This window comes from Streptomyces sp. NPDC027672 (assembly GCF_055566335.1).
Genome location: NZ_JBVHSO010000029.1, coordinates 1 through 13,589, shown reverse-complemented (window position 1 = coordinate 13,589; position 13,589 = coordinate 1). Strand labels below are relative to the sequence as shown.

Annotated in this window: 13 protein-coding genes and 1 CRISPR repeat array; of the genes, 9 read left to right on the top strand and 4 right to left on the bottom strand. The window is 70.6% G+C overall.

The features are described from left to right. Nucleotides 1-134: 134 nt before the first annotated feature. The 8 genes from ACZ4SV_RS36160 to ACZ4SV_RS36125 all read left to right on the top strand — a co-directional run bounded on the left by ACZ4SV_RS36160 (nucleotide 135) and on the right by ACZ4SV_RS36125 (nucleotide 5,742). Entirely contained in the window at nucleotides 135-626 is a 492-nt protein-coding gene (locus ACZ4SV_RS36160; RefSeq protein ID WP_307572158.1) for a hypothetical protein, read from the top strand. 255 nt (nucleotides 627-881) lie between these two features. Continuing rightward, a complete protein-coding gene (locus ACZ4SV_RS36155; protein ID WP_078612467.1) occupies nucleotides 882-1,205 on the top strand; it encodes a WhiB family transcriptional regulator in 324 nt (107 codons plus the stop codon). Then, nucleotides 1,202-1,378 carry a hypothetical protein gene (locus tag ACZ4SV_RS36150; RefSeq protein WP_158706758.1) on the top strand — a complete coding sequence of 59 codons (177 nt, stop codon included), beginning with the start codon at nucleotides 1,202-1,204 and terminating at the stop codon, nucleotides 1,376-1,378. Before ACZ4SV_RS36155 ends, ACZ4SV_RS36150 begins: the two co-directional genes overlap by 4 nt. A gap of 206 nt (nucleotides 1,379-1,584) precedes the next feature. Beyond that, on the top strand, nucleotides 1,585-1,773 hold the full coding sequence (locus ACZ4SV_RS36145; RefSeq protein ID WP_043252753.1) for a DUF5999 family protein: 189 nt from the start codon (nucleotides 1,585-1,587) through the stop codon (nucleotides 1,771-1,773). Nucleotides 1,774-1,884: 111 nt separating this feature from the next. Continuing rightward, nucleotides 1,885-2,460: a DUF6197 family protein gene (locus ACZ4SV_RS36140; protein ID WP_043252642.1), complete on the top strand. Its 576-nt coding sequence runs from the start codon at nucleotides 1,885-1,887 to the stop codon at nucleotides 2,458-2,460. 315 nt (nucleotides 2,461-2,775) lie between these two features. After that, nucleotides 2,776-4,518 (top strand): DUF2637 domain-containing protein, encoded by a 1,743-nt coding sequence (locus ACZ4SV_RS36135; protein ID WP_043252643.1) that lies wholly within the window; start codon nucleotides 2,776-2,778, stop codon nucleotides 4,516-4,518. Between the two features lie 129 nt (nucleotides 4,519-4,647). Further along, nucleotides 4,648-4,920 (top strand): hypothetical protein, encoded by a 273-nt coding sequence (locus ACZ4SV_RS36130; protein WP_043252645.1) that lies wholly within the window; start codon nucleotides 4,648-4,650, stop codon nucleotides 4,918-4,920. A 183-nt stretch (nucleotides 4,921-5,103) separates the two neighbouring features. Next, complete coding sequence (locus tag ACZ4SV_RS36125; protein ID WP_468011330.1) at nucleotides 5,104-5,742, top strand: hypothetical protein; 639 nt, start codon at nucleotides 5,104-5,106, stop codon at nucleotides 5,740-5,742. Nucleotides 5,743-5,982: 240 nt separating this feature from the next. Then, nucleotides 5,983-6,682: direct repeats of the CRISPR family, unit length 29 nt; unit sequence CTGCTCCCCGCACCCGCGGGGATGGCCCC. A 139-nt stretch (nucleotides 6,683-6,821) separates the two neighbouring features. On the opposite strand, the gene ACZ4SV_RS36120 is transcribed toward ACZ4SV_RS36125, so the two are convergent. From ACZ4SV_RS36120 to ACZ4SV_RS36105, 4 genes are all read right to left on the bottom strand, one after another. Next, on the bottom strand, nucleotides 6,822-8,882 hold the full coding sequence (locus tag ACZ4SV_RS36120) for a hypothetical protein (RefSeq protein ID WP_051702491.1): 2,061 nt from the start codon (nucleotides 8,880-8,882) through the stop codon (nucleotides 6,822-6,824). Nucleotides 8,883-10,286: 1,404 nt separating this feature from the next. After that, nucleotides 10,287-10,610, bottom strand: coding sequence for a hypothetical protein (locus tag ACZ4SV_RS36115; RefSeq protein ID WP_043252636.1), 324 nt, complete (start codon nucleotides 10,608-10,610; stop codon nucleotides 10,287-10,289). A 79-nt stretch (nucleotides 10,611-10,689) separates the two neighbouring features. After that, entirely contained in the window at nucleotides 10,690-11,250 is a 561-nt protein-coding gene (locus ACZ4SV_RS36110; protein WP_043252637.1) for a UTRA domain-containing protein, read from the bottom strand. A gap of 81 nt (nucleotides 11,251-11,331) precedes the next feature. Then, nucleotides 11,332-12,141 carry a GntR family transcriptional regulator gene (locus ACZ4SV_RS36105; protein WP_043252639.1) on the bottom strand — a complete coding sequence of 270 codons (810 nt, stop codon included), beginning with the start codon at nucleotides 12,139-12,141 and terminating at the stop codon, nucleotides 11,332-11,334. A gap of 487 nt (nucleotides 12,142-12,628) precedes the next feature. On the opposite strand from ACZ4SV_RS36105, the gene ACZ4SV_RS36100 reads away from it, so the two are divergent. After that, complete coding sequence (locus ACZ4SV_RS36100) at nucleotides 12,629-13,528, top strand: hypothetical protein (RefSeq protein WP_234329341.1); 900 nt, start codon at nucleotides 12,629-12,631, stop codon at nucleotides 13,526-13,528. The last annotated feature ends 61 nt before the right edge of the window (nucleotides 13,529-13,589 follow it).

Sequence of the window (13,589 nt, the reverse complement as noted above, 5' to 3'; positions counted from 1 at the left end):
AAGGGCGCGTGTCCCCCCCACGCCTCGGCTGCTCGTAGCAGTCGACTCCCCAAATGGGGAGTGAACGGCGACAGCCCCGGGGATCGCACCCCCGGGGCTGTCCAGGACCTGAATCGGAGGACCTGATGCAGCACATGATGACACGCACGATCCCCGCCCGAGCGGCCAGCACCTGCCCGGTCTGCGAGGGCACGTCCGAGACCTGTCGGTGTACCGGCGACGTCGCTCCGCTGGGTCGCCCGCGTGCGAGTGTCGCCGACGACATCCGCCGCGAGGACGACCGCAGCGGACACGACGGGCGCGGCTACGAGCGGGACGAGACCGACCGCTTCCACCAGCTGGCCCGTCAGTTGACGGCCGAGGGCGACGGCCTGGCCGCCGCCGCCGGCCGCCAGGCCCGCCGGACCCTCGCGCAGATGGACCCGGGCACGACCCGGCAGCCGGTGCTCCTGATGACCTGGCCGCTGATCTTCACCCCGAGCGTCCCGGCCGGTCCGGTGGCGGGCCGGGCGTGCGGGGACTGCGGCGGTGCGGGCGGCAAGAGCGTCGACACCAGCGGCAACGGGGTGAGTCGGCAGCACTGGCAGACCTGCACCTCGTGCAGCGGTACGGGGGTGGCCCGATGACCGTCGCCGTCACCAGCCTGACCGACGCCGAGCGCGAGGAGCTCAGCCGGAAGAACGCCGAGCAGAACGCGCGGTCGGAACGCAACCGCCGCTGACCCCCTGGCATCACCCGTCGCCCCGCCCCTCTCCCGGGGTGGGGGCGACGGACGATGCCGGGGCCGCGCCCCGCTCCGGCCCAACCGGCCACCACCCCACGCGAGCAGCCCCGGGACGCACCCCGGGGCTGCTCCATAACGGACCCCTCCGGAGGCCCTGATGAAGACCCTGTCCGTCGTGAAAGCCGTCTACTCCCCCGCCGCCGACCTGCCGGTCAACACCAACTGGAGGGTCGATGCCGCGTGCCGGGACGAGGACCCCGACCTGTTCTTCCCCACCGGCACCACCGGCCCGGCCATCGTCCAGGTCGAGGAGGCCAAGGCCGTCTGCCGTCGCCGATGCCCGGTCATGGAGACCTGCCTGGACTGGGCGCTGGACAACGGCGTGCAGGGGGTGTGGGGCGGCACCGACGAGGAGGACCGCCGCCGAATCCAGCGCCGGGCCGCGCGCCTGCGCCTCAAGCAGCAGGCCGCCGCCGCGTGAGTGGGCGCAGCCTCTACGACCTCTACATGGCGGCCGCGGCGGCGGTCCGCGAGCACGACGCCACGTGCGCCACATGCTCGCCGACCCGCCGCTGCCCGCCGGGCCACCGCCAGTTCGACGAGCTCGTCCGGCTCCAGGACAACTACCTCGCCCAGCAAGCGAAGCGCCCCTGACCTCACCGCCATACGGGACACCGCCTCAACTCGTATCCCGCACCAGCTGTTTCGCACGTACCGGCCGCCCGCACGACGGGCCGCTGACCCTTTCGCACGCCGCCGGCCCGGGCCACTCCCGGAACCGCCTCCCTCTCAGAGGAGAGCCCATGCGTACCAGCACCCACCCCGACACCCCGCCGAACAGCACCACGCTGCCCGCCTCGCTGTGCCAGCACACCCCGCCGTGCCCGAGCGCGGACAGCCCCGACCGGGAGGCCGCGCACGTCGTGGCCGCCCACCCGGAACAGGGCTGGAGCCTGCTGTGCAACGCCGTCCTCCTCTTCGACGACACCGGCGAGCTGCTCCCCGACGGCCAGGTCGTCGCCCCGTACCGGCCTCTCGCCACGGTCTGACGGCTGCCTGATCCGCCCGCCTCGCCCGCCCCCTTCATGGGGGTGGTGCGGGGCGGGCGGTGAAGGGGAGCCGGACAGCCCGGGATCCGCCAGATCTGAGAAGAGGCCCACATGCCCAACACCACGCCCGTCGTGTTCACCGAGGCCACGCTGACCGCGGCGCAGGAGCTCCTGGCCGAGTCCTACGGGTCGGTGTGGATCGGCCCGTCCGGGGAGGAGTCCTCCGGCGAGGCCGTGGCCCGCCATCTGGAGGCCGCCGTCGCGCTGCTCGACAAGGACGGCTGGAGCCGTATCCACACCTACACCCGGACCCAGTCGAGCGGCGGCGCGGACGCCGACCTCGCCGACGACGAGTCCATGACGGTCAAGCAGATGCTCCGGGCGCTGTTGCGGTTCGTCCGCACCGAGGTCGAGAGCGACATCGACCTCGACCCGCGGCGCACCCTTTCCACCGCGCTGCGCCACGTCGGAGAGGACGGTGTGCACGGCGACACGGACACCGCCGTCGTGGCGGGTTATGTGCTGGACCGGCTGATCCAGTCCCACACCGGGTCCGCCTCCGCACGGGCCACGGCGTGGTCGGAGCGGCAGCACCGTACCCACGCGGACATCACCGCCCTCCTGTGCGCCGGTGCCCGCTTCGCCCGCGCCCACGGCCCCACCGCGGTCTCCGTCCGGGCTGCCTGATCCTCAGCCTTCACCGCGTACCGGCCGGCCCCGCCAGCACCACGGCGGGGCCGGCCTGACGGCTGCCTAATCCGCCCGCCCCGTGTTTCGGCTTCACCCCGACCGCGTTTCGTCTCCGCCCGGCTGCGTTTCGGGAGCACCGGCCGCCCACTTCGGTGCGGTCGGTGCCCCTGCCGTACGACCGGGCGGACGACGAGGCGCCGGGGCCACGGGCGGTGAGGCTCACCGCCCCCGTTTCGGTCCCACCCCACCCCGTTTCGGGGGCAGCGCCTTGCGTTTCGCGCCCGCCCTGAATCCCTCATTCCGGAGGCCCTGATGACGATCACCGACATGCCGCAGACCGCGGCCGGACCCGACCCCCTTTCGCCCCCGCCGACCCTCGTTTCGGAGACACCGGACGCCGTTTCGGCAACGCCCGCCACCGTTTCGGAGACACCGGATCTCGTTTCGGAGACGCAGAAGCGGAATCCGGACGACGCCCTTCCCGTTGTCCCGCGCGGCCCGCTGACGACTACGCAGAAGCTCACCGTCGGCGGGATCGTCGTCTTCGCCCTGGTGCTCGCCGGGATCGGCCTCTACCTGTCGTTCGCGCACGTCGCGAGCTTCGCGCACAAGGAGCTGCGCTTCGGGTCGCTGGACAAGGGCCGGCTGTTCGCGGTCGGCGTCGACGTCGGCATCATGGTGATGATCGCGGTCGACCTCCTGATGGCCTGGCTCAAGCGGCCCATCACCTGGATCCGCTACCCGGTATGGCTCCTGACCAGCGCAACCGTCGTCCTCAACGCCGCCTCCGCCGCACCGAAGAACCGGCCGTGGATGCTGGTGGACTACGTTGCCTCGTTCGCCCACGGCGTCGTGCCGATCCTGTTCATCATGATCGTGGAGGTCGGCCGGGACGCGATCGACCGGATCGTTCGCCCTGACCGGGCCGAACGTGATGCGATCCCGCTGATCCGTTGGGTCCTCGCGCCCCTCGCCACGCCCCGGATCTACCGGCGGATGCGGCTGTGGGGGGTGGCCTCCTACCCGGAGATGGTCCGCCGCGAGCAGGACCTCCTCGCCTACGAGCAGTGGCTCAAGCGCAAGTACGACGGCGACCTGTCCAAGGCCTCCGACGACGAGCGGCTGCCGATGAAGATGGCACCCTACGGCTACACCGTCCGCGAGGCCCTCGCCATGCCTGACCAGCAGGAAGCCGAGGCGGAGGAGCGGGAGGAGGATGCCGAGCGGCGGCGCCTGGAGGCGACGACGCGCAAGGAACTCGCCGAGAAGCGGGCCGAGGCCGAACGCCTGGAAGCCGACGGCCAGCTCGAAACGGTCCGGGCCCGGGTGGACAGCGAGAAGGGCATGGCCCGCGCGCAGTCCAAGGCCCAGATCGCTGCTGCCGAGCGGGCCGCCGAGCGGGACGAAGCGGCGCTGGAGACCGCCGTCCAGGCCGAGGCCCGCACGCGCCGGGCCGAGGCCGAGCGCCAGGAGGCCGAAGCCCGCGAGGCGGCCGCCGACGCCGACCTCCGTACGGCCGAGCTGGAAGAGGCCGCGGCGCAGAAGCGGAAGGAAGCTGCGGAGGCCGACCGGGTCGCCGCCGCCGAAGCGCAGGCCATCGAGACCCAGGCCATCGCCGAAGCCCGCAAGGCTGCCGCCGAAGCCGACAAGGCCGCCGCCGAAATCGGAGCGGCTGTTGCCGAAACGCGGCGGGCCGCTGCCGAAACGGCGCGCCTGGAGGCGGAGGAGATCGAGCGTCAGGAGGTCGCCGCCGCCGGTATCGAGGCCGCCCGCAAGGCTGCCGCCGAAACGGCGAGGGCCGCTGCCGAAACGCGGCGAGCTGCTGCCGAAATCGAGCGGGCCGCGGTCGAAGCCGAGGACATCGCACGGCTCAAGCCGCGCGAGCGGGGGCTGCGCAAGGTCGCCCGGATGATCCTCGCCGTCGGCGGCGACGCCGAGCGTCTGCCGCTCGCCGACATCCAGCACGAACTGCTGCTCAACTCCCCCGGCACCGCGTCCGAGTACCGCGCCGAAGCCGTCCAGCTGCTGGCCGACGGCTACGTGCCGGGGCAGTGACCTGCACAAACGAGCCTTTCGACGGTTCCACCGGCCCCCGGGACGAAGACAGCGTCCCGGGGACACGGTGAAGGCGCCGAAGCGCCGGTTCCACCCTGCCACCCAGCCCGCCGAAAGGGGGTGAAACACGTGAACAACACCGCCCAGGACGCCCCGTGGAACAACCCGCCCGAGCGGAAGAAGCCGCTGCGCCGCAAGCGCGCCGAGAAGCTCGCCCGCCGTGCCGAGCACTGGGGCCGGCGCCTGGAGGAGGCCCGGGCCCAGGGCCCGGACATGGTCGCCGCCGTCGCTTTCGACCGGCTCCGCAAGGCCCTCGACTCGCTGCCCGCGGACGCCCGCGAGCGGGCCTTCGAGGACGCGGTCAGCACGCTGGACCAGATCCGCGAGCGCCACGCACAGTGACCGGCCCGGCTGTGACAGCCGCTGTGACCGGAGCTGTGACGAGCCCTGTGACCGCCGAAAAACCCCTCACCCGTACACCCACGCGTACCTGCGCGCACAAGCGCGTGCGGGCGCGCGCGAGAGTACGACGCTCTGTGACGCCCTGTCAAACCCCTGCACGTGTCCCGGAAGGACGAAGAGACCATGATCGAAACCGCTGTGACGGCCGCTGCCGGAGGCGCCTGCGCCGGGTCGGCCGCGCTCCTCTACTACGCGGAGAAGCTCCCCGGACTGGCCAAAGTCACCAACAAGCTCCACACCGACCGGGCGCAGGCGGTGCTCCTCGCGACGGCGTCGGCGGCGATGGTCGCGACGCCGGCCGGGGCGTGGTGGAACGAGAACGTGAACGCGCTCAACGACTGGGCGACGTCGTCGGTCGGTGAGTGGACCGGGCTGATCGTCACCGGGTTCCCGGCGCTGTTCGTCACGTTCATGTTCGCCAACGACCTGGTGACCCGCCGGGTCGAGCACCGCACGCTCGCCCTCGCCGCTCGGGCCGGAACGACCACTACTTGGAAGGCGATCCGCCAGCGTCTGCCCGCCCTGGCGCGTCTGCACCGCGACGACGAGAGCGTCCTGCTGTGGCTTGTCGACGACGAACGCGATCAGGGGGATCCTCTGCTGTCAGCCCTGGTCACGGTCGGCGACCGGCAGATGCACCCACGATTCCCCGCCATCGCTGAGCAGCTCGGCGTTACAGCCGGACGCTATCCGACGCAGCAGCGCTCCACCTGGAACTACGAAGTCCTGAAGTCTCATCAGCGCTGGCGCCACCGGAACTGATGCTGAAAGTCTGCTCCCCACGCACGTGAAATTGGTCCCATCGGCATGGGCGCGGTCGCGCTTGCCCCCTCCGTGATCGCCGGCCAATGGGCGCGATTACCTGGCGAGACCAGAACTGTCCACCGGGTGCTGGGATAGCCTTGTCGTCACGGCAGGAGAAAGCCAATGGTCGATATGTCGGATTCGGTGAAAGTGCTCGAGAATCACACTTTCCGACTGTAACGCTGCAGGTCAGGAAGCCTGCTCCCCGCACCCGCGGGGATGGCCCCCCGAACCGGACACGAAGGCCGCCGGGCCCGCTCTGCTCCCCGCACCCGCGGGGATGGCCCCGAGGTGAAGGGCCGGGCCACCCAGCTCAAGGTCTGCTCCCCGCACCCGCGGGGATGGCCCCGTCGGCGCGATCCTCGCCGAGAACAGCCAGGTCTGCTCCCCGCACCCGCGGGGATGGCCCCCTGCTGCACACCCCGCACGCCCCGGGAGAGTCCTGCTCCCCGCACCCGCGGGGATGGCCCCGAGCGGAGCAGTCGACCGGACACGCAAGCGGCCTGCTCCCTGCACCCGCGGGGATGGCCCCATTAAGGCCCAACTTGCTCCGACAACGGAGGGCTGCTCCCCGCACCCGCGGGGATGGCCCCCGGTCGGCAGGCGAGGGGGGTGCGTCCAGGACCTGCTCCCCGCATCCGCGGGGATGGCCCCCCTCCAGGCGCTCGCCCTGGAGTACGGCGTGACTGCTCCCCGCACCCGCGGGGATGGCCCCGTGAATATGGTCGAATCCGGGCCGGTGGCGGCCTGCTCCCCGCACCCGCGGGGATGGTCCCGCCGGACGCGCCGACCGCGAGGCCGAGGCCCGCTGCTCCCCGCACCCGCGGGGATGGTCCCGCGCGTTAAGGAGAAAGAAAAATAGGGGTCCACTGCTCCCCGCACCCGCGGGGATGGTTCCACAGCGCGCGGCGTGCCGGTGCGGGCGAGCCCCTGCTCTCTCTTCCCCCCCGCCGGGCACGGGAGCAGGGGCCAGAAGGCCCGCTCCCCGCGCACGTGGGCCTGGCGGGCCAGGTCGACACCGGATACCTGGCCGCCGCTCACGACTGCCCCCAGGTGGAGTAGCTGAGGTTTAGGTGCCCGAGCCCGTATAGGTGCTGCGCCTGGTCGACCAGTTGGTTGCTGAACAGTCGCCTCGCTGATGGCTCGCTGTAGCGGTCGATGTGGTCAAAGACGACGCTGTGGTCCTTCATCGCCCGCACCCGCCAGTTGCGCACCTGGTCGGGGGTCAGGTCCTCGAGGACGAGCTCCTGGTCGTCGTCGACGTCGGCCGTCTCTGGACACAAGGCCGGAACGACGGCGGCAGCGCGCGGGGCGGGCAGCATGACCGGTGCCGCCGGCGCGGCTGGGACCTCACCGGCCGGCTGCTCGGCGGCGGCTTCGGCGCGGGCGGCTTTCGCTTCGGCCTTCTGGGCGCGGTACTGCTCCCACTCGGCCGCCTGCGCCCATGCCCTGGCCGTGACGGTCTCGTGCAGTTGACGGTCGGTGACCGCCCGCCGCTCGGTCTCGGAGGCTCCGGGCATCGCGGCATCCACGGCGGCCGCGACCGCGTGCCGGGTGGCACGGCTGTCGGCCTGCCGGTCCTCGCAACGCGGGCAGTCCCGGCCGGAGTCGAGCAGCGAGCCCTCATCGCACCGCGGCTCCGCGCACAGCCGGATCTGCGGCAGGCCCCGGCCGATCAGCCAGCCCACCGGGTCCATGATCGGGCCGCCCAGCCTCATCTGGTTCTCCAGGCGCCGGGCGAGCCGGTCGGCGAGGATCTGCGGCGCGTCGACGGAACCGGCGAACCCTGTCACCCGGGCCAGCTCGGCACGGACCTTGGCCTCCACCAGACACCGAGCACCCTGGCTTTCCAGGCGAGCCCAGACCAGCTTGACCGGGGCCAGGACAGCCCGCAGATTCAGCGACGGCAGAGCCACCCTCCCCCGCTGCTGCCTGCCCTGGCCTTCGCCCTCCAGGACCCGCTCGTTGCCACCGGCCACGGGCCCGCACCTGCCCTTTTCGCCTTCGACGACCGGGGACTTCCTCGGCTGTTCCCCGCGCAGCGGGCCACCCCCGCCACCGACCAGCGTCAGCCGGGCAGCGGCATCGCCGTCCAGGGCCGGGTCCTCGCGCTCGCACGCGTGGTCCGGCAGATCACCGGACCCACCACGGCCTTCGCCGGAAAAACCACCAGAGAGTGAGAGAGAAGAACCGTGAGTAGCCCGGGAAGGGTGGTCAGTGTGAAGGGCTGCCGCAACGCGGGGGTCTGCAACATCCGCCCCATCCGCAACAGGTGCATCGCTGACCTGCGGATCTTCATGGGACTGCGACGGTTCACTACGCCCTGCTGCAACTCCGCGCTCTGAAAACACGCCTTCCAGTGCCTCCGCACGGTCCTCCCGGGCCACGTCGGTACCACCACGGCCATGCGCAGCGGCGACCGCCGGCACCATCAGCCGCGACCGATTCGCGAGCCCGGACGCCGTCTCCAGACGCACCCGGAACACCAGCTCCCGTCCCTCCAGCCGTCCGAGGATCCCCGCCGCCGCAGCGGCCGTGCACCCCATCAGCCGGGCCAGCGTCGCCGCCGCCCGGCCGCGCTTGGTGTCCACGCTCCCGCCGCACAGCCGCACCCGCCCGGACTCCCGCGCCTCCAGCACCAACAACAGCAGCGCGAGGCGGTCCGTCGCCGCGCCCCGGCCCGTACGCGAACCGATCAGCCCGGCAGGCGATACCCGGCCATCCCGGTGCTTCCACCCGGGCCCCATCACGGCCTCCATCAGCCGCTTCAGCGTCACGTACTCCTTCTTCGCCAGCCTCAGCGGGTGCCCGAGCACGCTCTGCGCGTCCCACAGCGGCACCACCTTGCACTCCAGCCCGTCGTCCTGGCCGTAGTCGCCCGGCGCCGTCTCCACCAACACCACGCCCGAGCGGCGCAGCCCCGGAACGACGTCGGAGGCCATGTACGACACGGACGCCCCGATCCACCGCCCCAGCTCCGAAGTACGGATCTCCACCACACCCGTCTCCGACGGCGTCCGCGACGCCAGCACCAGCACCGCCAGGCGCACCGCGTCCGACGCCCCGGCCAGGCCAGTCGTGTCCAGCAGCGCGTGCACCGCACCACCCAACCGGCCGCGGGCGTCCTGGCCGAGCGACAGCGGATGACCCGCCGCCCGCTTCGGGACCGGCCCGGCCTGCGACGGGACAGACCGCAGCCGATGCCAGCCAGCCCCGCCAACGAACTTACGGGGGCGTGGGAGTGCGCCCGGTGCCGCCACGGCGCTCACTGGTCCACCGCGCTGGCAGCCGCCACCGCGCGAACGGCGGGCGGGAAAGTACTCGAAAGGGTGTAGGGGCCGCGTCTGGCCTTCCCTCCGAGCAGGAAGCTGGCGGTGACGTTGGTCACTCCGGAGGCGCTCGGAGGCGCGAGAACAGGCTGGAAGAGAGGTGTGCGGGCATGCCGATGCTGGCAGGCACGCAAAACGTCGTGCACAATGGCTCCCGTGACGCGGGGCTTCCTCGTGGCACGACGAAGCCCCTGATAAGGGCTTCGGTTTCTGGTGAAACCTTGTTGAACCGCTCGGCCGGGTGGCACCGGACGGGCAATCCCTTCAGAGGGGCCCTGGCAGGCTCCTCCGGTGTCAGAAGGGCGCTCCAGGCGAGGTGACGACAAATCACCTCGCGGCTCGGAGGCCCGGGGCGGCAGACCCGTACGGGTGCCGCCCCAGAGGGACCTACGTCATCCCAACCCCCTCAGCAGAGGCGCGGGGCGGGGCGTTTTCGGGCAGCACGAACACCCCGTCGAAGGACCAGCGACCGATGCAGTCGCTGAGCCCACGGCGGGGTGCGGTGTGTGCGCGTGCGGGTACGGGTACCCTGAACACGTCGCCACCTCCTGTCTCGTAGGAGTGAGCGGCCGGCCAACCGACCCCCATCGCAAGGTCGCTGGCCCGAGTGGTCCCTCCCGGTTGCCAAGCCGGTCGACGGGGCCACTCGCATTTTCGATCTACGTCAGACGCCACCCTACCGCCCTGGACTGATACGTCTGGCGTTTGGGAGTGACGTGTCGATGAGCCCCCGCACTCTAATTCTGACCACACATCAAGAAGCAGCAGGTGCAATGTTTTCACTGCTGCACCAAGCTCTGCTCGCTCGCGGGCCGGTGCTTCAGGAGCCGAACGGTGCATGCTGAGGTCCGTAGGACGGCCGCGATGACGCCGTGGAGCGGAGGATGGCCTTTCTGCGGCCGAGCATAGCACGGCCCCTTGATCGCGCGGAGGTGACAAGTGGCGGTGACATTCCAGATGTCACCGGCAGTCGTCACTTTGCGCAGCGTCTCAAGGGGCGCACGGTGTGTGCCGTTCACACAAGTCGATCCACGTCCCATGGGGAGGCGAACGGCGCATGCTGAGTTCTGTCCAGCGGTCGCGAATCGGAGCAGCGCGGAGTGCGGTAGGTGCTCCACGGCTCCTCCTTCGCAGCGTTCATGGTGATCGGAATCAGCGGCTTTCTTATGCGTTCTACGGAGCGATCTCCGAGGCGGCGCGGCGGGCTTGGAGCACGTACGCGTACGCAGCCCCGAGGTGTCCGTACGTGCGGTCGTCGTCGATGAGCGCCGACTCCGCCGATTCGGCCGCGCGCTTCAGTTGGCGAGCGACGGAGGTCGGGATCCCCGCGGAGGCGAACTTCCGCAACGCCTCCGCCACCTCCGTGAGGCCGACGCCCTCGGGAAGGCTGTTCGCCCCTTCGACGTCCGCGAGCGCGGGAATCCACCCCGTGTCTTTATCCAGGGAGCTGCGGAGTTCTTCCACCACCTCGGCGGCGCTGAGGCGCTGCTCATTCATTTGGGGGTCCGTTTCGAGAAGTCCAGACGGGCCAGCGGCGGCGCCCCGGCGGGGCCGGGACGCCGCTCGCGAAGGGGTGTCAGGCGAGCGGAGCGGCGTAGCGCAGCTTCCAGCCCTTGCCTAGAACGTGCTTGGTGATCTCGACGACGCGGCCATCAGCTGTCGCACCGATGTGGTTGATGGTCAGAACCTCAGCGCCCTCCGGCAGACCGAGGCGGGTGGCTTCCTCCGAGGTTGCCTCGCGAAGCTCGATGTCCTCCGTGGCCGCGTCGCCCTGGTCGTACCCGGCTTCCTTCATCCGGCTGATGATGCCGCCGACGCCGGTCTCCACCTGCTCGATGCCTGCGGCCTCCGCGACGTCGGCCGGGATGTACGTGGTGACGAGCTGGATGACGCGCTCACCGTCGAACATCTCGCGAGACCGCACGACGACGTCGCCTTCGACGCCCAGGAGCTCCGCGACATCCGCCGGTGCGGCGGCACGGCTGACGGTCACCTCCGTGCGGGGGCTGCGGCCGGACCGGCGCAGCTCAGCGTCGAACGCTCCCCGGGCGCCGTTCTCTTCGCGCTGGCCGGTGGTGTACCGGGTCCGCGCGTCACGCAGGATTACGCCGTTGTCGTCGATTCGGTTGCTAGCCATGTGCTGAATGCTCCTTGCTGGTGTGGTGGTGGATGCTCGGTCCGCCCTGGCGCTTGCGACGTCAGCACGGAAGCTTGCTACTCACCCGGTTTCCGGCGAGTCGATGACCCACTCGTACGCGAGCTTCCATTTCGAGCGGGGCAGCACATGGAGGCAGATCTCCACGATCCGACCCTCGGCAGTAAGCCCTTTGTGGGTGATCTCAAGGACTGCCTGTTCAGCGGGGATGCCGAGCGCTTCGGTCTCCTCCTTCGAGGGAGACCTGACTTCGATCTCCTCGCGGAGACGTACCTGCCGGAAGCCAGCCTCCGCCATGCGGGACTTGCTGCCGCCGGTGCCGGTCTCGTACTCGGCAAGCACGGGGCAGGCGTCCATGACGTCTGGGGGGAACCAGGACGTCGCCACCTGGACGACCTCCAGCGCCTCAGCGTCACCAGGAATGCCGACCGGCATGATGCGCTCGCGCTTCAAAGTTTTCGCACGGTGGTGCATATCGAAGATGTCGGCGACCTTCTTCGGTGGGACGTCCCGCCCGATCGTGACGATGGCGTCCTTGGGCTCGAGGCCCATGGCCCTCATCTCGGCTTCGAAGGCACCGACGGCGCCGCCGGCCTCGCGCAGCGCGGGCAGGTACCGCCTGGTGCGGTCGGACATCATCTTCCCGATCACCAGGGACACGAAGGTCCCCTTGCCGCGCCGAGAGAACACGAGACCTTCGTCCTCCAGGAGCCCGTAGACCTCTCGGGCGGTCTGGTAGGCGATGTCGTGCTGCTTCTGGAGTTGCGGGACGCCGGGCAGGCGGGACCCCGGCGCGAGTACGCGCCGCTCGATCTTGTCCCGGATGTCGGCGGCGATCCGCTCAACCTTCCCGGGCTCTCTCTTCGTCACCATCCCCTGCCCTTTCGATCCCAGCGCAGCAAGCGTGTCTCGCTGCCGGGTCCGCACAGCATTGCATGTCTAGTTGTTTCCCGAAAGCCGGGTGCGACACGGGCCGGATTCGAAGGCGATTAAACGCCTATGTGTCGCCGGAAAAACGCAGGTCAGGGTTTCCGTTGTGAAACTACTTAGCTAGACAGGTTGACGAGACCTATGGGAGGGGGCTCTAATCAAGGTGCTCCCAGCGCAGGGCGAGTAGCTGAGCGCAGGGAGTAGTCACGACTTGCACCACCGCGAAACACGCAGGTGTCACGGTCCTTCGGGATGGCGGCAGTGGGGTTGAGCTTTTGCTCCCCCGGCCAAGGGCGTCTGTACCGAATAGCTCCACCTGATTCGAACAGCGCTGCTGCGCTGTCTGTCCGTCAGGAACATCCGGCCGCAAGGCCGGCCCTGGCACGGCAGAGAGAGCAGCACTCGCTCCACTCGCAAGAAGGAGATCGTGATGGCCTACAAGCGACCCCCTCGGACCCGCACCAAGCTCAACAACCATCGCGAGGTACTGCTGCTCAGCACCATGGCCCCGGAGGACTACAACGTTCGACCGGGCGAGACGAAGTCGATCGCCTGCCCGGACTGCCGCACCTGGCGCCGGATCATGGGTGACACCGACCTCAAAATTCGCGAGCACTGCATCTCGGACAAGGTCGCGGAGGGTGAGAAGCACACCCTCTGCCCTGGTAGCCACCAGTCGATCCGCGTCGACATCGACGTTCGCCGCTGGCAGGTCAAGCAGGACCGCCTCCTCCGCGAGGCGATGCCCCAGGACAACCGCCGTGCGGCGCAGCAGTTCCACAAGCCGCTCCCGGCCCCGGCCGCTCCGGTCTCCCGGATCAAGGCGGAGGTCACGCTGGAAACGGCCCGCCAGTCCTACCTCGCGCACCGCAAGGGTTGCGCGCGGTGCGTCGGCGGTCAGCACTGCACGGACGGCGGCATCCTGGCCCGCCGCTACGTCCTGGCGCTCAACCAGGAACCCGGCTGCCGCGCCGTTCAGGCTAAGCAGGAGCGCCAGACGCGGCGCACCGAGCGGAAGCAGTCGGCGCCGGCCGTCCGCAAGGAGCAGTGGGCCGGCGTGCTCTACCAGGTGCGGCAGGCCGACCAGCGGCGCCGCACGATGCCCGAGGGCGCGGCCCCTGCCGAGGTCCCCGAGGTACCCCTGGACCGCTTGGTCCCCCGTCAGGTCGCCGACCGGCCGGACGGGGGTCCGCTCACGTGCGAGCGCTGCGGTGCCGCCGAGTCCAGCCTCGCCGACGCGCTCGACGCCGGATGGTGCCGGATCACCCGCCGCCCCCACTGCGGACGCTGCGCCGGCCGTTTCCCGGCCTGGACGCGGACCCCGTTCTGACCGCGAGTACGGATGACGAACGACCGAGGCGGGGGGGGGGAGGAGGGGGGAGGGGGGGGGC